The organism is Sphingomonas faeni (assembly GCF_024273235.1).
GTDB lineage: Bacteria > Pseudomonadota > Alphaproteobacteria > Sphingomonadales > Sphingomonadaceae > Sphingomonas > Sphingomonas faeni_A.
Genome location: NZ_JANBVH010000044.1, coordinates 1 through 19,708 on the forward strand (window position 1 = coordinate 1; position 19,708 = coordinate 19,708).

The following is a 19,708-nucleotide window of genomic DNA, read 5'->3' on the forward strand; positions in this document are numbered from 1 at the left end:
GCGATCATTACCGTTTTTCAAAGGATTGGCTTGAATTTATCAGGCGGAAGTCGACAGTCATGGTGCGCGTGGCCAGACCTGGGTGTGACCGGGTGGTACATGGCCGGCGAGACGGGAGGCGTCGTGCGACAGCGGCAAAATCCGCAGGCACGGGGTCGGTCGGCTGCCGCGGCATCGATGCTCGGATATCCGTGGCGGCGAAGGGGGGTCTTGGGTGAAGAATGAATCCGTAGTCGAATTGATCAAGGATCTGACGGCCAAGCTTTCGGCGGTTGCCGAAGAATTCAATGGCAGGATCGCGCAAGCGGAAAAACCATTGTCGCCCGCCGACGAGCCCAGCGACGCGACGCTGATCGAACACGCCAACACCGTCCTGGCGGAACGGCGCATGCGTCGCCGGTACCTGCCGGAGGAATTGTTTCACGAGCCCGCCTGGGACATGTTGCTGGCGTTGTTCGTCGCGCGCGACGATCGATCGCCGATGAACATCAAGGCACTGGTCGCCCTGTCCGACGCGCCCGTCACCACCTCGCAGCGCTGGATCGAGCATCTCCACAAGCTGAAGCTGATCGACCGGGTGGTCGATCCGACCGATCGGCGACGGGTCGAGATATCGCTCAGCTACAATGGCGAGCAGGCGATGAAAGCCTATCTACGGGCGCTCGCCCGGAGCTGAGCCTTCGCCTTTCGCCTATCTATGTGCGACGGCCGCATCGATAGAACCATATCCCGATGTATCGGCCCATGTCTGAAACCGAAATACAGTATATCTACAAGGTGGTTCTGATTTTAGGGTAGTACATCACGAACCGGATGTAATTCTATTAAGTATCAAAATACGCGAATATTTCGCCGTTTTGATTTGGTAGCATTTGATTAATAGGCTCGAGCCAATTTTGTTCCCTGCCGCTGGGTAAGGGATCAAAAAAATTGTTTCGACCGTTGTCAAAGCCTGTTGGACAAGGCAGCCGTTACTCGCGCGCCCTTGCGGCTTTGCGCGGTACGCCTTTGCGCGGTACGGTGGCGATCCTGCTCGCCGGGACGGGGCTCCAGGCATTGGTCAGCTCGCCCGCATCGGCGCAGGTGTCCGGCAGCACGAGTGTCGGTACGCCAGCCGGTACTGCGGCCGGTACCCCGATCATCAACACGGCGGGCCTCCGCTACGACCTGGGCGATGCGACCCGGTCGACGACGTCGAACACCGTGACGATCGTCGTCGCAGAGCGCCTCGACGTCGCGCTCACCGGCGACATTGGTGGCGCGATCGTCGTGACGACCGCGCCGACCGTCGTTCCGTTGACGCTGACCAATCTCGACAACGGCAATGAATCCTTCGTGCTGGCCGTCACGCTGGTAGCTGGGACGAACTCGCCCGGCACCATAGTGGTGCGCACGCTGGTGATCGATGCGGATGGCGACGGCCTGTACGATGCCACCCGCGATCCGGCGCTGGTGGACGGCAAGACGCCCAGCCTGTCGCCAGGCCAGTCGATCAAGCTGCTGGCGATCGTCGCCGCGGCACCCGGCACGGGAGCCCCTGCGGCCGCCCCCGCCACGGCGACTCTAACCGTCACCGCACGATCGACGACCGGATCGGGCAGCGCCGGCACCGGCTATGATGGCCTGGGCGATGGTGGCGGCGCTGCGGTGGTGGGCCCGACCGGAGCAAGCGCCAGCGTCTCGATTCCACTGACCACCGCCACCGCCGCCGGCGCGTCGCTGTTCAAGAGCCAGTCGGTACGCGCCGCCGACGGATCGCAGAACGCGGTGCGCGATTCGGTCATCACCTACACGCTCGAGGCGCGCTTTACCGACGCCGTCGCCGGGGCGCGGATCGCCGACCCGATCCCTGCCGGCACCGTTTTCGTCCCCGGCAGCCTGATGCTCGACGGCGTTCCGCTCAGCGATGCCGCGGACGGCGACGCGGGTCGCTTCGACGCGACTGGCGCTCAGGCCGGCGCCCAGACCGGCGGCCCACAAGCCCCCGGGATCGCCGTCGCGCTCGGGCAGGTCGCCGCCGCCTCCGTCCACACCGTCCAGTTCAAAGCCAAGATCCAATGAGGAGCATAGCCATGATCTCACGTCCCATGATTGCCGCCATCCTGACGTCGACGGCCGCCGTCGCGTCGGCTGCTGCGGGCCCCTTGCAAGTGACCAGCAGCGTCATGGTCGAGGCCCGCAGTGCCGCGCCCGACGGCACCACCCGGGTTACGCTGGTGAAGCCGTCGCGGGTAACGCCGGGCGACAAGGTGATCTTCATCCTGGCCTATCGCAACACCGGCGCGCAGCCGCTGGCCGACGTGGTGCTCGACAATCCGTTGCCGCGCCAGATCGCCTATCGCGCCGCCAATCCCGGTTCGCCCGCGCCCGACGTGTCGGTCGACGGCAAGACTTTCGGTTCGCTCGCCACCCTGCGCGTCCGCAGCCCCGACGGCGGCACGCGCGCGGCGAACCCCAACGATGTCACCAGCGTCCGGTGGCGCCTCGCGAGTCCGATCCCGGCCGGCGCGCAAGGCCAGTTCGCGTTCCAGGCCGTCCTGAAATGATCCCGACCCTCACCCACCACGCCTGAACACACCAGAAGGAAGACCAAGACATGCATGCAAAAGGGGTAATACGCACGCTGATGGCCGGAACGGCCGCAGTCGTGTCGTTTGGAACTGCATCGGCGCAGACCGCGCCGGGGCCCGCCGGCACCGCCGCGGGCACGACCATCACCAACACCGCGCAGGCGAGCTACACCGTCAACGGCGTGCAGCAGAGCGCCACGTCGAACGTCGCGACGTTCGTGGTCGATCTGAAAGCGAACCTGACGGTCGCGCCGCTGGGCGGCAACACGCCCGTCTCGATCGGCGAGACCGATGCGGTGCTGAAATTCACCGTGACCAACAACACCAACGGAACGCAGGATTTCATCCTGTCGCCCATCCAGAGCCTGCTCGGCGGTGTGTTCGCAGGGGATAATTTCGACGTCGACAACATCCGTATCATCGTCGATTCGGACGGCGACAACCTCTATACTGCCGCCGATACCGCGACCTACATCAACGAACTCCCCGCGGACCAGACCAGGACCGTCTTCATCGTCGCGAACGTGCCTGCAGAGCAGGCCGCGTCGCTCGCCACCGTCACGCTGGTGGCGCAGATCGCCGCGGGCGGCGACGTGACGCGGCAGGGCGATGCGCTGGTATCGAACGGCCTCGCCGCCAACCGTGACGGCGTGGTCGACGTGGTCTTTGCCGACAATGATTCGGGCTTCGGCGACCTCGCGTTCAACGGATACGGTCGTGCGACGCTGGCGTACGAGATCACGACCCGCAACGTGGACCTCTCGATCGCGAAATCGTCGACGGTCATCTCGGATCCGGTGAGCGGGATCACACTGCCCAAGGCGATTCCGGGTGCGATCGTGCGCTATTGCCTGATCGTGAGAAACGCGACGACGCTGACCCCGGCGCGCAACGTCAACCTGACCGATCTCATTCCCGCCAACACGACGTATGAGGCCAACTCGATCACGGTCGGCGGCATCGCCCTCGGCGACGAATGCGTGCTGGACGGCCTCCCGCTGAGCGATGCCGGTGGTACGGTATTGCCGGTGAGCGGCATCACCGGATCGTACGACGCGACGGCCCGGCAGGTGAGGGTGACGATCCCGACGGTGACCTCGCTCCTGCCGGTCGCCGCGAGCTTCCGCGTGAAGATCAACTAAACCCGCCCCTCGCGGACCCCGTCCCTCGATAAAGGAACGACCGATCCCGGCACGCGTGGCGACGCGTGCCGGGGGAGGATCCTGCATGTCCAGCCTCCACCGCCTTTCGCGCCCTTGCGCCCCGATCCTGACGATGGTCCTGACGATGGTCTGGGCCATCCTGTACGGGCTCGTGGTCGGCTGCCTGCCGGTCGCGGCGCAGACGGGTGCCGAGGGTACTGGCCAGACGCGCATCCAGAACAGCGCGACGCTGTCGTTCGACGATGCGGGCAGCAATACGGGCATCCGCACGGTGACCTCGAACACGGTTTCGCTCGATGTGAACCGCGCCAAGCGCCCGACGACGCTGACGTTTCGCCTGCCGCCGCCCAATTACGCAATGACCGGCGCCGCGTGTCAGACCACGCCGACCCTGCTCTTCACGCCGGCGCCGATCGACGCCGCGACCTATGCCGCGTCGTCCCCGATCGCGACCGTCGACATCTATGCGGACATGATCCTGGTGCTCGACAACCAGGCCGGCAACCGCGATCCCGATTTGCGCGAAACCGCGATCATCGCGGTCGAGGTCGGCACCATCAAGACCACGCTGACGCTGACCGAGACCGCGGTCGCCAGCGGCATCTTCGCCGGCGGGATCCCCGCCGTCGCGACCGGCAAGTATCCCGAGCTCGCGGCCTGCGATATCCGCAACCAGCGCGGCGCGGCGATCAAGCTGAGCTTTGCCGAGGACGGCTACAGCCTCGCCTCGATGGCGTCGCTGCTGATCGATCCGGCTGGCTATACCTTCGATTCGCGGACCGGCGCGCTGGTCGACGGCACCACCGTGTCGCTGGTCGACGAGACCGGCCAGCCCGCCACCGTGTTCGGCGACGACGGGGTCAGCCGCTATCCCTCCACCGTGATCACCGGCGAGGCGGTCACCGACGCCAGCGGCCGGGTGTATCCGGGCGAGACGGGGCGCTATCGTTTCCCGCTGACCGCACCGGGGCGCTATTTCCTGAAGGTCGCGCCGCCCGGCACCTACACCGCGCCCTCGACCGTGGATCGCGCGACGCTGGCGCAGTTGAAGGACCCGCAGGGCAGGGCGTTCATCCTCAACGACACGAGCTTCGGCGGATCGCTGACGCTGTCGACGCCCGAGCCGTTCTCGGCCGACATTCCGCTCGACAGCCCCGGCGCGGGGACGCTGCTGCTGACCAAGATCGCGTCCGTGCGCGAGGCGTCGCCGGGCGATTTCGTCCAGTATCTGCTGCGGATCACCAACCGCGATGCCGTCCCGGCGCGCGGGCTCCACGTCGCCGATACGCTACCCAAGGGATTGCGCTACGAGCGCAATTCCGCACGCGGCGGGGACGAGCCGACCGTGTCGTCCGATGGCCGCACGCTCGACTTCGTCATTCCGGTGCTGGCGGCCGGCGCCTCGACCGAGCTGAAATACGTCGTCAGCATCGCCCCCGGCGCACCCGCCGGCGAAGCGCTCAACCGCGCGCGCGTCGTCGGGCAGGGCACCGTCACCAGCAACGAGGCGGCGGCATCGGTTCGCCTGCGCCCGCTGTTGTTCACCGACGCGATGACGATCATCGGCCGCGTGACCGAGGGGAATTGCGGCGATCCGGTCGACAAGCGCAAGGGCGTGGCCGGCATCCGCCTGTTGATGGAGGACGGCACGTTCGTCGCCACCGATCGCGACGGGCTGTACCATTTCGAGGGCGTCCGTGCCGGGCGTCACGTCGTCCAGATCGACACGTCGAGCATCCCCGCGACGCACGCGCCGGTCGCCTGCGACATCGACACGCGTCAGGCGAACAGTGCGATCTCGCGGTTCGTCGAGGGAGACGGCGGCTTGCTCAAGCGCGTCGACTTCCAGCTGAAGCCGACCGGCAAGGCCAAGGCTGCCGATGCCGCACTGCCGATCACGGTGGTCGACGACGCCACCGCTGCGGGCAGCCGCGACTGGCTCGCCAGCGGCCAGACCGCCGGCGTAGACTGGCTGTTCCCACTCGCCGACCATAACCCGCGCGCACCGGTCGTCCGCGCCGTGATCAAGCATCTGCCCGGCCAGCGGGTCGCGCTGACGATCAACGGCAAGCAGGTCGAGCCGCTGGCGTTCGATGGCACGGAGCAGCGCGACGGTACCGATCTCGCGGTCTCGCGCTGGACCGGCATCCCGTTGATCGACGGAGACAATCGTCTCCAGGCACGCGTGCTCGCCGCCGATGGCAGCGTCGTCAAGACGCTCGACCGGATGGTGCATTATGCAGGCCTGCCGGTCCGTGCGGTGTTCGATGCCGCCAACAGCCGGCTGGTCGCCGATGGCCTCACCCGACCGCTGATCGCGGTGCGCGTGACCGACAAGGCCGGTCGTCCGGTCCGCGCGGGGACGATCGTGCCGTTCACGGTCGACCAGCCCTATACCGCCGCGGTCGAGGTCGCGCTGGAGCAGACCCGCCAGCTTGCCGGGCGTGAGCGCACGTCGACGACCGCGCTGGTGGTGGGCGACGACGGGCTCGCCTTCCTCGCGCTCCAGCCGACGACGCAGGCGGGTGCCGCGCGCGTGGTCATCTCGCTGACCGAAGATAAAATAGTCCACACCAACGAAGTTCGCGCCTGGCTGGCCGCGTCCGCCAAGGACTGGATCGTGGTCGGCTTCGGCGCGGGCTCGATCGGCTACGACATGCTCAGCAAGCGCCAGTCTGGCCTGCCCAGGTCGGAGCGCAACAGCGTCGTCACCGACGGCCAGCTCGCTTTCTACGCCAAGGGTCGCGTCAAGGGATCGTGGCTGGCGACGATCGCCTATGACAGCGACCGCAAATACGACCCCGACCGCGGCCTGCTCGGCACGATCGACCCCGATCGCTATTACACCGTCTATGGCGACGGTTCGCGCCAGGGCTATGACGCGGCGACGCGGCGGAAGCTGTACCTGCGGCTCGAGCGTCGCGAATTCTACGCGCTGTTCGGCGATTTCGAGACCGGGTTCACCGATGCGCAGCTGACCCGCTACAACCGCACGCTCAACGGCGTGAAGGCTGCGTACGAAGGCAAGCGGGTGCGCGCGACCGGGTTCGCCGCGCATACCGACACGCTGTATTCGCGCGACGAGATCCAGGGCAACGGCCTCAGCGGCCCGTACCGCCTCTCCGGGCGCAACATCGTGCCGAACAGCGACAAGCTGCGGCTGGAGACGCGCGATCGGTTCCGGTCCGAGCTGATCGTGGCGACGACGCAGCTGACCCGGCACATCGACTACGACATCGATACCTCAATGGGCACGGTGCGGTTCCGCAACCCCGTCCTGAGTCGCGACAGCAACCTCAATCCGACCTTCATCGTCGCCGATTACGAGGTCGAGAGCGGCCGATCGGCCAAGCTGGCCGCCGCTGCCCGCGTCGCGACCAAGCTGGCGAACGGACGCGTCGAGGTGGGCGTCGCGGCGATCCGCGACGAGACCAATGGCCAGGCTACCGTGCTCGGCGCGGACATCAAGGCGCGCGTGACCGCGAATACCGAAGTGCGCGGCGAGATCGCCAAAGGCGGACGCGGCGGGCTGGGCCGGGGGCTCGCCTATCTCGCCGAGATCGACCATCACGGCGCGAAGCTCGACCTGCTCGCTTATGCCCGGCAGCAGGATACCGCGTTCGGCGTCGGCCAGCAGAACCTGGTCGAGGCGGGCACGCGGAAATTCGGGCTCGACGGTCGCGTTCGCCTGACCGACCGGCTGAGCCTGACGGGTGTGGTGTGGCACCAGCAGCAGCTCGACAGCGCGGGGACGCGGACCGCCGCCGACGCGCGGATCGAGTATCGCCGCGACTCCGGCACGATCTTCGTCGGTGGGCAATATGCCTCCGACCGCGGCATCGACGGCAAGCCCCGCGACAGCCGCCTGCTGACGCTCGGCGGTACGCAGCTGCTGTTCGACAGCAAGCTGAGCGTCACCCTGCAGACCCAGTTCGCGCCGGGTGGCGACAGCGACAGCGTCGACTTCCCGATCCGCCACCAGATCCAGCTGGCGTATCGGATCACGCCGGGCATCCGCCTGATCGGTGGGTACGAGATCGCCGACGGCGACGGCTTCGTCGCGCATACCAAGCAGTTCGGCGTCGACGTCGCGCCCTGGACCGGCGCCAAGCTGATGAGCACGCTCAACCAGCAGGCGATGGGAGAGAATGGCGAAAGGACCTATGCGCAATATGGTCTCAGCCAGTCAGTCCCGATCGGCAAGAACTGGACCATCGACGGCACGCTCGATGCCAGCAACACGCTGAAGGGGCGCATCCCCGAGGGCGCGGTGGTCAATCCGTTCCAGCCGGTCACGTCGGGCGGCTATGTCGGGCAGGACCAGACCAACGGCGATTACGCCGCCGCCACGCTCGGCGCGACCTATCGCCAGACGCTGTGGTCGGTGAACGGTCGGCTCGAATACCGCAATGCCGACAGCGGCGATCGCTGGGGGATCACCACCAACTTCCTGCGCACGCTGGGCCAGGGCAAGACGCTGGCGTCGAGCGTCAAGGCGTACACGATCAAGGACCGGACCGGCGCGGTCGCGACCTATGCCACCGCCGATATCGCGCTCGCCTTCCGGCCGCTCGACAGCCGCTGGTCGGTGCTCGAACGGCTCGAACTGCGGCACGAAAGCGCGGATGCGGGGTTCTCGGACTCCAATTCGCTTGGCGTGCCCGCCTATGGCGGCGGCGATCAGGTGACGTCGCGGATCATCAACAACCTTGCCGTCAACTATCGCACCGGCCCCGAAGGGCTCGGGCACGGGACCGAGGCGACGCTGTACTACGGCGCGAAATACGTCGCCGGGCGGTTCGCCGACGACACCTATGACGGGTATATCGACGTCACCGGGTTCGAGTTGCGCAAGGATGTCGGCACGCGGTTCGATATCGGCGTCAGCGGATCGGTGCAGCACGCCTGGTCGCGGGGAGCGTGGTCGTGGAGCGGCGGGCCGTCGGTTGGGGTGTCGCCTGCACAGAACACCTGGATCAGCGCCGGCTACAACGTGTCCGGCTACCGCGACCGCGATTTCGAGGACGACCGCTACACGCGGCAGGGGCCGTACGTGACGATGCGGCTGAAGTTCGACCAGACCACGATCGGCTCGGCGTTCGGTGGCGCCACGCGCGCGCTGTTCGGCGGGCGGCGATAATCACAGGGAGAGAAATCAATGCCTATGCCGAGCCAGCCGACACCCATGCCGCTGCCGCGCGACTTCACCGATCACGGTCCATGCGTCGAGGATCTCGCACGGGCATTCGCGATGCAGGACGCGGCGACCAGCGAGGCGCTGATCGAGACGCTGGCGACGCAGGCGATCCGGCAATGGCGGCTGGACGATGCGACGTTCTGGCAGCGGGTGAAGTTCCAGGCGCGGATGATCCGGGCGCAGATGGGGTCGGGGCGGCACTGAGGTAATTCGGGATGCGACTGTTCTTCCCCCCTCCCTGGAAGGGAGGGGCTGGGGGTGGGTCGGGTTCCGCGTGATCCGGACGGGTGCGGCTCAAGCCGGCCTACCCACCCCCAACCCCTCCCTTTCAGGGAGGGGAGCGCGTTATCCTTGGGTTGGACCGCTCGATCCAAGATGCCCGCCTATTTCTCGTCGGTGGTCAGTTTCACCTTGTTCGGCAGCTTCTTCCCCTTGGTCCTGCGTGAGGGCAGCTGGACCGGGTTCTTTTTCTTCCACTGCGCAAACGTCATCGGACCCTCGGGCGTGTCGATGATCGTGTCGTCGATCGAACTCATGCAAATTCCTCCGGCAAGCCCAACGCACAAGCGCAGCAAGGGGGACCCTCGAAGGGGTGGTTCACTCTATCGGGGAAAATGGTGCGGCCAAGAAGACTCGAACTTCCACGGGCTTTCGCCCACAACGACCTCAACGTTGCGCGTCTACCAGTTCCGCCATGGCCGCCCATGAAACATCACCGGGCGAACCCGGCATCTGGTAGGCGAGCGCCACTAGCAAGGGTTTGAACGCTACGCAACGGCCTTTGCGAAAAACCGTTCGTCCGGTACCGGAAACGATGCTCCGACCCTTCTCTACCGATACCCGAAGCGAAACGCGGCGCGTTCTCGCGCTCGCATGGCCGGTGATGCTGACCAGCCTCAACTGGACGATCCTCCACGTCACCGACGTGATCGTGGTCGGGCTGGTCGGCGCGCACGAGGTGGCGGCGCTGGGGGCGAGCCGGTCGCTGACCTTCATCGCGATCGTCACCGGGCTTGCATGGCTGTCTGGCGTGCTGGTCCATACCGCGCGTGCCGACGGCGCGGGCGATCTGCCGCGGACCGGGCAGGTGCTGCGCGAGGGGCTGGTCCTCGGGCTGCTGCTCGGGCTCGTCGTCGGCGGCGTCATGTTCGTGTTCGCGGATCCGATGCTTGCCGGGATCGGCGTCGCGCCAACGCTGGTCGAGCCGGCGGGGCGGGTCGTGCGCGTCATGGCCTTCACCTATCCGCCGCAGTTGATGATCGTCGCCGCGAGCTTCTTCCTGGAGGGCGTCAGCCGACCGCGGCGCGTCGCGGTGGTCAATTTGTCGATCCTGCCGCTCAACGCGGTGCTGGCCTGGGCGATGTCGGGCGGGCATCTCGGCTTGCCGGCGATGGGCGCGGTCGGTGCCGCGACCGCCACGGCGATCGCGTCGGGTCTCGGCGCGGTCGGGATGATCGCCGCCGCGCTGACCTTGCCGCGCGCGAAGGAGCGTGGCGTTCGTCGAATCGATGCAGCCGCATGGCGTGGCATGCCCGCGGGGATCGCCGCGCTCGCGGTGTTCGGGATCGTCCCCGCGGTCGCGTCGGGGCTGGAGCTGGCCGGCTTCTCGATCCTGATCGCGCTGTCGACGCAGTTCGGCGACGACGTCGCGCATGCGTTCCAGATCGTGTTCTCGGTTCACAACGTCACGTTCGCGCTGGCGCTCGGGCTTGGTTCGGCCTGTGGCGTCCGCGTCGGCAATGCGGTGGGCGAAGGGGAGCCGAAGGCCGGTATCTCGCGCGCGCTGATCGCCACCGGGCTGTCGATGCTCGCGCTGGGTGCGTGTGGGATCGTGCTCGTCGTCGCGCGCGGGCCGATCGTCGCGGCGTTTCCGTCGGATGCCGCGACCCACGCCGTTGCGCTGGCGATGCTGCCGGTATGGGCGCCGTTCATCCTGTTCGACGGCGCGCAGGTGGTGCTGGTCTATGCGCTGCGCTCGCTCGGCGATCAGGTGGTCGCGGGGGTTAACAGCATCGTCGCGTATTTCGCCGTCACCGGCGGGGCGGGCTGGTGGATGGTGCATGCGGGGGTTGGACCGATGGCGCTGGTCTACGCGTCGGGGCTTGGGATGCTGACGGCGGCGGTGCTGCACGGCGGCCGGTTCTGGATCGTGAGCCGGCGGTTGCGCGCCTGATTTATCCTCCCCCGCAAGGGGGAGGTGGCACCGCAGGTGACGGAGGGGGAGGAACGCGCAACGCTTGTCGCCTTTTCCTCCCCCTCCGTCTGGCAAGTGCCAGCCACCTCGCCCTGGCGGGGGAGGATCGAAGCGTTACCGCGTCGTCTCGCCGGCAAAGCTCAGTTCGAGGCGCTTCGAGTTCGCGGGCACGTTCAGCGTCGCGGAGTTGAAATCGATCGCGCCGCCCGGCGCCAGCGTCCGCTGCTGCGGGGTGATCGTCCAGCTATAGACCAGCCGGCCCTGCGCATCGCGGAGTTCGGCGCGGATGTCGGGTACGCGCTGGCGCTGGTTCGACGGGTTGGTGACCTGGCCACTGACCGCGAACAGCTCGGAGCCGTTATCCAGTTCGCGACGCTCGATCGGATTGTCGCGCAGCCGCAGCGGCGTCTCGTCGCTGCCGATCCCGAGCCCCAGCTTTGCCGCGACGCCCGGTGCACCCAGATACACGATCGCCCCCGCGGCGATCAGCATCAGCAACCCGGCGAGCACCGCCACGATCGTCCAGCGCCGCGTGGTGTTGCGGCGCGGGCGAAACGGCGGCTGCTCGGTGACCGGCGGGAATGTCGGCGCGGCATAGGTCGGCGCGATTACGGGCTCAGGCGTCGTCGGTGCGGCCGTCATTGGCGCAGGGGGCGCGAACGGCGCGAATCGTTCCGCAGGCTCTGCGGCGGGCGTCCGCGCCAGTGGAGCGAGCGGCGGCGGGGCAGGCGCGAGCGGGGTCGGTTCGGGCAGGTCGAGCGTGTCCTCGACCACCGGAGCAGCGGCCTGGAACCAGCTGTGCCGGCAGTTGGCGCAGCGAACGGTGCGACCATCGGTCCCGATCGCGCTGTCGGGCACTAGATAGCGGGTGCTGCACTCGGGACATTGGAGGATCATGGATACGCTTCACCAGCGGCCGCCGGAGCGCGACCGTTCTCGTGCCGAATAAGCACGCCGCCGACGGATGTGGCAAGCTTGAAGCGGCCCGCGCTTTCATGCGAAAGCGCCGATACGGGCATTGGCACGGGCATCAAGCGGGCGAAAGCGGGCGCAACCACGTCATGGCGAATATCGTCCAATTCGAGAATGTCGGGCTTCGGTACGGCACGGGTCCGGACGCTGGACCGGAGACGCTCTCAGACGTCAGCTTCACGCTGCGTAGCGGTGCGTTCTATTTCCTCACCGGTGCGAGTGGCGCCGGCAAGACCTCGCTGCTGAAGCTGCTGTACCTCGCGCAACGGCCGACGCGCGGCGTGATCCGGCTGTTCGGCGAGGATGCGGTGGTGCTGTCGCGCGATCGCCTGCCGGGATTTCGCCGCCGGATCGGCGTGGTGTTCCAGGATTTCCGGCTCGTGCCGCACCTGTCGACCTGGGATAACATCGCGCTGCCGTTGCGGGTCGCCGGGATGCCCGAGGCGGATATCGAGCAGCCGGTGCGCGAGATGCTCGCCTGGGTCGGGCTTGCCGAGCGCGCCGATGCGCGGCCGGCGACGCTGTCGGGTGGCGAGCAACAGCGCGTCGCGATCGCGCGCGCGGTGATCGCACGCCCCGAGATCCTGGTCGCGGACGAGCCGACCGGCAACGTCGATCCCGACATGGCCGAGCGGCTGCTGCATCTGTTCGAATCGCTCAACAAGCTGGGGACGACGGTCGTGGTCGCGACGCACGACTTCCATTTGCTGGGGCGGATACCGGGGGCGCAGATGATGCGGCTCGATCGCGGGCGGCTGCTCGATCCGACGGGATCGCTCCGTTATCCGCCGACGCGGCCCGAATGATCGGTCGCGCCACCAAAGCGCGGTCTTCGGCCGAACGCCGCGTCCTCGACGAAGCCGGCGGCCTGCGCGCGATGACGTGGGTGATGGCGATCATGCTGTTCCTGACGATGCTCGCAGCCGCACTTGGGCTGGCAACCGCGGGGGCTGCGCGGTTGCTCGACCGGCAACTCGCGGGGCGGTTGACGGTGCAGATCGTCGATGGCGATCCGGTGCGCCGCGACGTCGCCGCCGCGCGCGTGCTGGCTGCGTTGCGCAGGATGCCGGCGGTGGCGAAGGCGACGCCGGTCGATCGCGCCGAACTGACACGGTTGCTGCAACCCTGGCTCGGGTCGGACGGCGCCGATCCGCAATTGCCGGTGCCCGCGATGATCGACGTCGATCTCGCCGATCACGGCGAGGCGGCGGCCGCGCGGGTCGCGGAGACGGTGCGGCGGCTCGGCCCGGCGGTCCGCGTCGATCGGCATGAAAGCTGGATGTCGCCGGTCAACGACGTGATGCGCTCGCTGACGTTTCTCGCACTGGCGCTGGTGCTGCTGATGGCGAGCGCGACCGCCGCAGTCGTCGTGCTCGCCGCGCGCGCAGGGCTCGAGACGCACCGCGCGACGATCGCGGTGATGCACATGCTCGGCTCGACCGATCTTCAGGTCGCGCGGCTGTTCCAGCGGCGGATCGCGATCGATGCGACGATCGGTGGCGTCGGCGGCGGTGTCGTCGCGCTGCTGGTGGTCGGGTTCATCGGCATCCGGTTGCACGGACTGGGCTCGGACTTGCTCGGCGGCGTGACGCTCGGCGGGGTCGACTGGGTGGTGCTCGCGCTGCTTCCGGTCGCGTTCGTCGTCCTCGCCACGCTCGCGGCGCGCGTCACGATCGTCCGCGCGTTGAGGCACATCCTGTGATCGTGCGGTTCTTCGGCATCCTGGGTCTCGCCTGGGCGTTCGGGTTCGCGGTGTTCATGCTGCTGCTGCCCCAGCCGCTCGATGGTTTCACGACCGATGCGATCGTCGTGCCGACCGGCGGGGCAGGGCGGATCGACCGCGGCATCGCGCTGCTCCGCGATCATCAGGCGAAGCGGATGCTGGTGACGGGGGTCGCGCCGGGAGTGCGGCCGATCGACCTTGCGCTGGAGTATCGGACGTCGCCTGCGCTGTTCGCCTGCTGTATCGATCTTGGCGGCGACGCGGTCGACACGCGGTCCAACGCCGAGGAAACCGCGCAGTGGGTGCGGGTGCACAAATACCGGTCGGTGCGGCTGGTGACGTCGGACTGGCATGTCGCCCGCGCCCGGATGGAGCTGTCGGCGGCGCTCGACAAGAATGTGGTGATCCTGGGCGATGGCGTGCCCGGTACGCCGAGGCTCGGGACCTTGGTCAACGAATACAACAAGTTGATCCTTCGCCGGATCGCGTTGTGGATTGGATATGGCGGATGATCTGGCTGCGTAACTGGGCGTTCATGCTCGTTTTCTATACGATCTCGGTGCCGATCGTGGTGACCGTGCCGATCTCGGCGCTGTTCGGCTCGCGCGCGGTGATCGTGCATTCGACGATCTGGACGCGGTTCCATCGCTGGTGCGCGCGGTGGATCCTGGGCGTGCATATCCGGATCGAAGGGACCCGGCCGACCGAACCGGCCTTCTACGCGTGCAAGCATCAGGCGATGTTCGAGACGCTCGAATTGCAGGCGTTGTTGGACGGCCCGGCGATCGTGCTGAAGCGCGAGTTGGCCGACATCCCGGCCTGGGGTTGGGCGGCGCGTAAATACGGCGCGATCGTGGTCGACCGCGAGGCCTCGGCCAAGGCCATGCGCAACATGATGCGCGAAGCGAGCGCGGCGAAGGCGACGGGCCGCTCGATACTCATTTTTCCCGAGGGGACGCGCGTCTTGCCCGGTGAGCATCCGCCGCTGAAGCCGGGGTTCGCAGGACTCTATCGTGCGCTGAAGATGCCGACGGTGCCGATCGCGTGCGATAGTGGGCTGGTGTGGCCGAAGAAGGGGCCGAAGCTGCCGGGGGTGATCACCTTCCGGTTCGGCGAGGTGGTGCCGCCTGGTCTGCCGCGCGAAGAGGCGGAGCAGCGGGTCCACGCGGCGATGAACGCGCTGGATTAGGGTCGGGGAAGGTACCCCCAAACGGTACCACCCCGGCGGAGGCCGGGGCCCAGTTGGGTAGGCCGAGGTAACGACGCGCAACGCACATCAGCGACGTCTCCCAACTGGGCCCCGGCCTTCGCCGGGGTGGTGGCGCGCTTATGAACGGTGTGAGAGGCTCCCCCTCAGCCGTGCGTACGCCCGAAATCCTGCACGTCGTCGTCCTGCCCCTGCTCGACGATACTCCGCCGGATCGCCCGCGTCCGCGTGAACAGGTCGAACAGCGCGTCGCCGTCACCCCAGCGGATCGCACGCTGGAGCTGGCTCAGATCCTCGGAGAAGCGCTGGAGCATCTCCAGCACCGCCTCGCGGTTGTTGAGGAAGATGTCGCGCCACATCGTCGGGTCCGACGCCGCGATCCGCGTGAAATCGCGGAACCCGCCGGCGGAATATTTGATGACTTCCGACTGGGTCACTTCCTCCAGATCGCCTGCGGTGCCGACGATCGTGTAGGCGATCAGATGCGGCAGATGGCTGGTGACGGCGAGGACGCGGTCGTGATGCTCGGGGGCCATCGTCTCGACCTGCGCGCCGAGCCGCCGCCAGAATTCCGAGACGCGCTCGACCGCGACCGGGTCGGCGCCTTCGGGGGGCGTGACGATGCACCAGCGGTGGCGGAACAGCGTCGCGAACCCGGCCTCGGGGCCGCTCCGTTCGGTGCCGGCGACCGGATGCGCGGGGATCACGATCGCGTTCGGCAGGGCTTCGGTGAGCGCGCGGACGATCTCGGCCTTGCAGCTGCCGACGTCGCTGACGACCGCATCGGCGGGGAGTTCGGCCGCGAACTCGCGCGCGACATCGCCCATGATGCCGACGGGTACGCATAGGATCACGAGGTCCGCATCGATTACCGCGGCACCGGCCGAACCCGCGACGTCGTCGCAGAACTGCAGCCGGTCCGCTGTTTCGCGCACGCCGGCGTCGGCATCGTAGCCGGTGACGCGGACCGTGGGCATCGTTTCCCGTACCGCGCGCGCCACCGACGAGCCGATCAGTCCCAGCCCGATGATCGTGACGCGCGCGAACGGCAGCATCAGGCGGATTCGACCAGGTTGCGCAGCGCCGCGGTGACGCCGCGCGTTTCCTCCTCGGTGCCGATCGTGATGCGCAGCGCGTTGGGCAGGCCCTGGCCCGGCAGCCAGCGGACGATGTAGCCCGCCTCCATCAGCCCGTGATAGGCGGCGTCGGCGGTCAGACTGCCCTCGAACAGCACCAGTACGAAGTTCGCCTTGGACGGTACGCAGCGCAGGCCGGCATTGCCCATCTGCCCGATCTGCTCGACGAACCAGCCGCGCCATGTGTCGTTATGTACCCGCGTTGCCTCGACGAAGGCGGTGTCGGCGATCGCGGCGACTGCGGCGGCCTGGCCCGCGGTGGTGACGTTGAACGGTGCGCGGATGCGGTGCATCGCGTCGATGATCGGCGCGCAGGCATAGCCCCAGCCGATCCGCTCGGCGGCAAGCCCGTGGATCTTCGAGAAGGTCCGCGTGACCAGCACGTTCGCCTCGGTCATCGCCAGTGCCAAGCCGGCATCGTCCTCCTCGGGCGAGAGATATTCGGCATAGGCCTGGTCGAGCACCAGCAGCACAGACTTCGGCAGGCCGGCATGCAGCCGCGCGATTTCGGCGCGGGGCGTGAAGGTGCCGGTCGGATTGTTCGGGTTGGCGACGAACACGACTCGGGTGCGCTCGGTGACTGCGGCGAGGATCGCGTCGACGTCGGTGGCGTAGTCGCGGTCGTCGACGATGACCGGCTCGGCACCGACGCGGCGCGTCGCGATCTCGTAGACCGCGAAGCCGTAGCGGACGTGGATGATCTCGTCGCCGGGGCCCGCATAGGCGCCCGCGACCAGATGCAGGATCTCGTCCGAGCCGGTGCCGTAGATGACGCGCGCCGGATCGAGGTCGTAATGCGCCGCCAGTGCCTCGCGCAGCGCGGTCGCGCCGGCGTCGGGGTAGCGTTCCAGCGTCCGGTCGGCGGCATCGAACGCGGCCTTCGCGGCGGGGCTGGTGCCGAGCGGGTTTTCATTCGACGACAGTTTGATCACGGTGCGGCCATCGTCGGTCGTCGAGCGACCGGGCGTGTACGGCGCGATCCCCAGAATCCAGGGCTTCGGCGCGGGTGCGGGCATGATGTTTGTCATGGCCGCGGGACATAGCGGGCACGGTGCCGCGGTGGCAAATATTTGTGCGTGGGGGGGAGGTCGTCCGGAAGGATCGGTGGCCCACCTTCTCCCCGTCATCCTGACGAACGTCAGGACCCAGAGCCACGGAGGTCAGCGCTCGTTACCCTGGGTCCTGACTTTCGTCAGGATGACGGATGACGAGGACGGATGACGGATGATGGGGAGGATCGAGGAGGTGGCGCTGGCATGACGGCGGGCGCTTATGGTAGCGCGCGGCATGCTCGACACGCCTGCCATCGACCCCAGCGCCGGCCACGACGCCGACCAGCGCTTCGGCCTCGCCCGTCGCGTCACGTTGCCGGGACCGCTCAGGCTCGATGGCGGCGTGCTGCTGTCGCCGGTCGACATCGCGTATGAGACCTACGGCACGCTCAACGCCGACGCCTCCAACGCGGTCCTGATCTGTCACGCGCTGACCGGCGACCAGCATGTCGCCTCCAACCACCCGCGCACCGGCAAGCCCGGCTGGTGGACGCGCATGGTCGGCGAGGGCAAGCCGATCGACCCCGCGCGCCATTTCATCGTCTGCGCCAACGTGCTCGGCAGTTGCATGGGCTCGTCCGGCCCGGCGACGATCAACCCGGCGACCGGGCGACCCTGGGCGATGAATTTCCCGGTCATCACGATCCGCGACATGGTCCGTGCGCAGGCGATGCTGCTCGATCATCTCGGCGTCGGCGTGGTCCACGCGGTGGTCGGCGGATCGATGGGTGGGATGCAGGCGCTGAGCTGGCCCGCGACCTTCCCCGACCGCGTGAAGGCCTGCGTCGTGATCGCCTCGACCGCGCGCCACACCGCGCAGAACATCGCCTTCCATGAGGTCGGACGCCAGGCGGTGATGGCCGATCCCAACTGGCGTGGCGGCGAGTATCATGACGATGCCGCGCCGACCGCCGGACTCGCGGTCGCGCGGATGGCGGCGCACATCACGTACTTGTCAGAGGCGGGGCTGACCGAGAAGTTCGGGCGGCGGCTCCAGGCGCGCGACGCGAAATCGTTCGGGTTCGACGCGGATTTCCAGGTCGAGAGCTATCTGCGCCACCAGGGGCTCGCCTTCACAGACCGGTTCGATGCCAACTCGTATCTCTACATCACGCGGGCGATGGATTATTTTGATCTCGCCGAGGAGCATGGCGGGCTGCTCGCCAACGCTTTCCGCGCGACCAAGTCGCGGTTCTGTCTCGTCAGCTTCGACACAGACTGGCTGTACCCGACTGCCGAGTCCCGCGCGATCGTCCAGGCGCTGAACGCAGCCGGTGCGCCGGTCAGCTTCGTCGAGCTGTCGAGCCCGTACGGCCACGACGCGTTCCTGCTCGATGCGCCCGATCTCAACCGGGTCGTCGACGGTTTCCTGAGGGCGGGGCGATGACGATCATCCTTTCGGACGACGCGCGCCGGTTGCAGATCAACCGCATCCATGGCTGGCTGGCCGGCAGCTATTGGTCGCCGGGGATCGAACGCGACCTGGTCGAGCGCGCGATCGCCGGCTCGCATTGCCTCGGTGCGTATCGGGATGATGCGCAGGTCGGGTTTGCGCGGATGATCACCGATCATGCGACGTTCGCGTGGCTTGCCGATGTCTGGGTCGAGGAGTCCGTGCGCGGGCAGGGGCTCGGGCGGCGGATGGTGAGCTGGTTCCTCGATCACCCGTCGTTCGCCGGGTTGCGGCGGATCGGCCTCGTCACTGCCGACGCGCACGGCGTCTATAAGGGGCTCGGCTTCCACCCGCTGGTCCGCGCCGATCGCTATATGGAGAGGCTCGCACCCGGCCTCGCCGAACAATTGCGGACCGCGCCATGACCTTACGAACCGACCTCGCCGTCATCGCCGAGAATGTCGCGCAAGGCAGTCGCGTGCTCGATATCGGCTGTGGCGATGGCGCGCTGATGGCGGCGCTGCGCGACACCCGCGACGTCGATGCGCGCGGGCTGGAGATCGACGCGCACAACGTCGCCTCGGCAGTCGCGCGCGGGCTGTCGGTGATCCAGGGGGACGCCGATATCGACCTCGCGGGCTACCCGGACGCGAGCTTCGATTACGCGATCCTCAGCCAGACGTTGCAGACCGCGCGCGCCCCCGACCTCGTGCTCGATCACCTGTTGCGGATTGGCCGGCGGGCGTTCGTCAGCTTCCCCAATTTCGCGCATTGGCGCGTGCGGCTGTCGCTGCTGTGGGGCGGGCGGATGCCGGTCACGCGGCAATTGCCCGAGAGCTGGTACGACACGCCGAATATCCACCACGTCACGATCGACGATTTCCGCAGCTTCGTTAAGGCGCGCGGGATCATCGTCGAGAACGCCTGGTTCCTGTCGGGCGACACGCGCACCGGCGCGGGGGGGGCCAACCTGCTGGCCGAGCACGCGGTTTTCTTGCTGCGGCGGTAACTGTCCTGCGTTAAATGTAACACTATGTCTTCGAATACTGATCGAGATCAGTATCGCCACGGAACCGATCGGTCGGCGACCGGTTAACACGC

The 19,708-nt window shown here is 67.6% G+C and carries 18 protein-coding genes and 1 tRNA gene; 14 read left to right on the forward strand and 5 right to left on the reverse strand.

The features are described 5' to 3' along the window. Positions 1 to 214: 214 nt before the first annotated feature. The 6 genes from NLI89_RS18430 (at position 215) to NLI89_RS18455 (ending at position 9,134) form a co-directional block, all read left to right on the forward strand. Positions 215 to 676 (forward strand): MarR family winged helix-turn-helix transcriptional regulator, encoded by a 462-nt coding sequence (locus NLI89_RS18430; protein WP_254688314.1) that lies wholly within the window; start codon positions 215 to 217, stop codon positions 674 to 676. Between the two features lie 344 nt (positions 677 to 1,020). Next, the gene (locus tag NLI89_RS18435; RefSeq protein ID WP_254688315.1) at positions 1,021 to 2,061 is read left to right on the forward strand and encodes a hypothetical protein; all 1,041 of its coding nucleotides are present in this window, start codon (positions 1,021 to 1,023) and stop codon (positions 2,059 to 2,061) included. A gap of 11 nt (positions 2,062 to 2,072) precedes the next feature. Further along, entirely contained in the window at positions 2,073 to 2,546 is a 474-nt protein-coding gene (locus NLI89_RS18440) for a hypothetical protein (RefSeq protein ID WP_254688316.1), read from the forward strand. Between the two features lie 80 nt (positions 2,547 to 2,626). Then, the gene (locus tag NLI89_RS18445; RefSeq protein WP_254688317.1) at positions 2,627 to 3,712 is read left to right on the forward strand and encodes a hypothetical protein; all 1,086 of its coding nucleotides are present in this window, start codon (positions 2,627 to 2,629) and stop codon (positions 3,710 to 3,712) included. A gap of 85 nt (positions 3,713 to 3,797) precedes the next feature. Beyond that, a complete protein-coding gene (locus NLI89_RS18450) occupies positions 3,798 to 8,873 on the forward strand; it encodes a DUF11 domain-containing protein (RefSeq protein ID WP_254688318.1) in 5,076 nt (1,691 codons plus the stop codon). 18 nt (positions 8,874 to 8,891) lie between these two features. Then, positions 8,892 to 9,134: a hypothetical protein gene (locus NLI89_RS18455; RefSeq protein WP_254688319.1), complete on the forward strand. Its 243-nt coding sequence runs from the start codon at positions 8,892 to 8,894 to the stop codon at positions 9,132 to 9,134. 179 nt (positions 9,135 to 9,313) lie between these two features. Here the strand turns inward: NLI89_RS18455 and NLI89_RS18460 are convergent, their stop codons facing one another. Together NLI89_RS18460 and NLI89_RS18465 are read right to left on the reverse strand one after the other, a co-directional pair. Continuing rightward, entirely contained in the window at positions 9,314 to 9,466 is a 153-nt protein-coding gene (locus NLI89_RS18460; RefSeq protein ID WP_165886441.1) for a hypothetical protein, read from the reverse strand. Positions 9,467 to 9,545: 79 nt separating this feature from the next. Continuing rightward, a tRNA-Leu gene (locus tag NLI89_RS18465) sits at positions 9,546 to 9,632 on the reverse strand. 112 nt (positions 9,633 to 9,744) lie between these two features. Between NLI89_RS18465 and NLI89_RS18470 the strand changes: the two genes are divergently transcribed. After that, positions 9,745 to 11,103, forward strand: coding sequence for an MATE family efflux transporter (locus NLI89_RS18470; protein WP_254688320.1), 1,359 nt, complete (start codon positions 9,745 to 9,747; stop codon positions 11,101 to 11,103). Between the two features lie 135 nt (positions 11,104 to 11,238). Here the strand turns inward: NLI89_RS18470 and NLI89_RS18475 are convergent, their stop codons facing one another. Next, positions 11,239 to 12,021 carry an MJ0042-type zinc finger domain-containing protein gene (locus NLI89_RS18475; protein ID WP_254688321.1) on the reverse strand — a complete coding sequence of 261 codons (783 nt, stop codon included), beginning with the start codon at positions 12,019 to 12,021 and terminating at the stop codon, positions 11,239 to 11,241. A gap of 164 nt (positions 12,022 to 12,185) precedes the next feature. Here NLI89_RS18475 and ftsE point away from each other — a divergent pair, with 164 nt between their 5' ends. Genes ftsE through NLI89_RS18495 form a run of 4 tightly spaced genes read left to right on the forward strand, consistent with a single transcriptional unit; the run spans position 12,186 to position 15,008 of the window. Beyond that, on the forward strand, positions 12,186 to 12,902 hold the full coding sequence (gene ftsE / locus NLI89_RS18480; protein ID WP_254688344.1) for a cell division ATP-binding protein FtsE: 717 nt from the start codon (positions 12,186 to 12,188) through the stop codon (positions 12,900 to 12,902). After that, positions 12,899 to 13,798 (forward strand): cell division protein FtsX, encoded by a 900-nt coding sequence (locus tag NLI89_RS18485; protein WP_254688322.1) that lies wholly within the window; start codon positions 12,899 to 12,901, stop codon positions 13,796 to 13,798. The genes ftsE and NLI89_RS18485 overlap by 4 nt, the downstream gene beginning before the upstream one ends. Further along, positions 13,795 to 14,331: a YdcF family protein gene (locus NLI89_RS18490; protein WP_439144540.1), complete on the forward strand. Its 537-nt coding sequence runs from the start codon at positions 13,795 to 13,797 to the stop codon at positions 14,329 to 14,331. Before NLI89_RS18485 ends, NLI89_RS18490 begins: the two co-directional genes overlap by 4 nt. Beyond that, complete coding sequence (locus tag NLI89_RS18495; RefSeq protein WP_254688323.1) at positions 14,328 to 15,008, forward strand: lysophospholipid acyltransferase family protein; 681 nt, start codon at positions 14,328 to 14,330, stop codon at positions 15,006 to 15,008. The genes NLI89_RS18490 and NLI89_RS18495 overlap by 4 nt, the downstream gene beginning before the upstream one ends. A gap of 164 nt (positions 15,009 to 15,172) precedes the next feature. Here the strand turns inward: NLI89_RS18495 and NLI89_RS18500 are convergent, their stop codons facing one another. Together NLI89_RS18500 and hisC are read right to left on the reverse strand one after the other, a co-directional pair. Then, a complete protein-coding gene (locus NLI89_RS18500; protein ID WP_254688324.1) occupies positions 15,173 to 16,081 on the reverse strand; it encodes a prephenate/arogenate dehydrogenase family protein in 909 nt (302 codons plus the stop codon). After that, positions 16,081 to 17,178 (reverse strand): histidinol-phosphate transaminase, encoded by a 1,098-nt coding sequence (gene hisC, locus NLI89_RS18505; RefSeq protein ID WP_439144543.1) that lies wholly within the window; start codon positions 17,176 to 17,178, stop codon positions 16,081 to 16,083. The genes NLI89_RS18500 and hisC overlap by 1 nt, the downstream gene beginning before the upstream one ends. A gap of 256 nt (positions 17,179 to 17,434) precedes the next feature. On the opposite strand from hisC, the gene metX reads away from it, so the two are divergent. The 3 genes from metX to metW are packed head-to-tail and all read left to right on the forward strand — an operon-like array spanning position 17,435 to position 19,616. Then, the gene (metX, locus tag NLI89_RS18510; RefSeq protein WP_439144541.1) at positions 17,435 to 18,601 is read left to right on the forward strand and encodes a homoserine O-acetyltransferase MetX; all 1,167 of its coding nucleotides are present in this window, start codon (positions 17,435 to 17,437) and stop codon (positions 18,599 to 18,601) included. Then, complete coding sequence (locus NLI89_RS18515) at positions 18,598 to 19,032, forward strand: GNAT family N-acetyltransferase (RefSeq protein WP_254688326.1); 435 nt, start codon at positions 18,598 to 18,600, stop codon at positions 19,030 to 19,032. Before metX ends, NLI89_RS18515 begins: the two co-directional genes overlap by 4 nt. Continuing rightward, entirely contained in the window at positions 19,029 to 19,616 is a 588-nt protein-coding gene (gene metW, locus NLI89_RS18520) for a methionine biosynthesis protein MetW (protein WP_254688327.1), read from the forward strand. Before NLI89_RS18515 ends, metW begins: the two co-directional genes overlap by 4 nt. Positions 19,617 to 19,708 lie beyond the last annotated feature (92 nt).

Excerpts from the sequence above, each read along its gene's own strand:
- NLI89_RS18460 (WP_165886441.1), bottom strand. The coding sequence starts at position 9,466 with ATGAGTTCGATCGACGACACGATCATCGACACGCCCGAGGGTCCGATG.
- metW (WP_254688327.1), top strand. The coding sequence starts at position 19,029 with ATGACCTTACGAACCGACCTCGCCGTCATCGCCGAGAATGTCGCGCAA.
- NLI89_RS18455 (WP_254688319.1), top strand. The coding sequence starts at position 8,892 with ATGCCTATGCCGAGCCAGCCGACACCCATGCCGCTGCCGCGCGACTTC.
- ftsE (WP_254688344.1), top strand. The coding sequence starts at position 12,186 with ATGGCGAATATCGTCCAATTCGAGAATGTCGGGCTTCGGTACGGCACG.
- NLI89_RS18440 (WP_254688316.1), top strand. The coding sequence starts at position 2,073 with ATGATCTCACGTCCCATGATTGCCGCCATCCTGACGTCGACGGCCGCC.
- NLI89_RS18500 (WP_254688324.1), bottom strand. The coding sequence starts at position 16,081 with ATGCTGCCGTTCGCGCGCGTCACGATCATCGGGCTGGGACTGATCGGC.
- NLI89_RS18475 (WP_254688321.1), bottom strand. The coding sequence starts at position 12,021 with ATGATCCTCCAATGTCCCGAGTGCAGCACCCGCTATCTAGTGCCCGAC.
- NLI89_RS18485 (WP_254688322.1), top strand. The coding sequence starts at position 12,899 with ATGATCGGTCGCGCCACCAAAGCGCGGTCTTCGGCCGAACGCCGCGTC.
- NLI89_RS18470 (WP_254688320.1), top strand. The coding sequence starts at position 9,745 with ATGCTCCGACCCTTCTCTACCGATACCCGAAGCGAAACGCGGCGCGTT.
- NLI89_RS18495 (WP_254688323.1), top strand. The coding sequence starts at position 14,328 with ATGATCTGGCTGCGTAACTGGGCGTTCATGCTCGTTTTCTATACGATC.
- NLI89_RS18445 (WP_254688317.1), top strand. The coding sequence starts at position 2,627 with ATGGCCGGAACGGCCGCAGTCGTGTCGTTTGGAACTGCATCGGCGCAG.
- NLI89_RS18515 (WP_254688326.1), top strand. The coding sequence starts at position 18,598 with ATGACGATCATCCTTTCGGACGACGCGCGCCGGTTGCAGATCAACCGC.
- metX (WP_439144541.1), top strand. The coding sequence starts at position 17,435 with ATGGTAGCGCGCGGCATGCTCGACACGCCTGCCATCGACCCCAGCGCC.
- hisC (WP_439144543.1), bottom strand. The coding sequence starts at position 17,178 with ATGCCCGCACCCGCGCCGAAGCCCTGGATTCTGGGGATCGCGCCGTAC.
- NLI89_RS18450 (WP_254688318.1), top strand. The coding sequence starts at position 3,798 with ATGTCCAGCCTCCACCGCCTTTCGCGCCCTTGCGCCCCGATCCTGACG.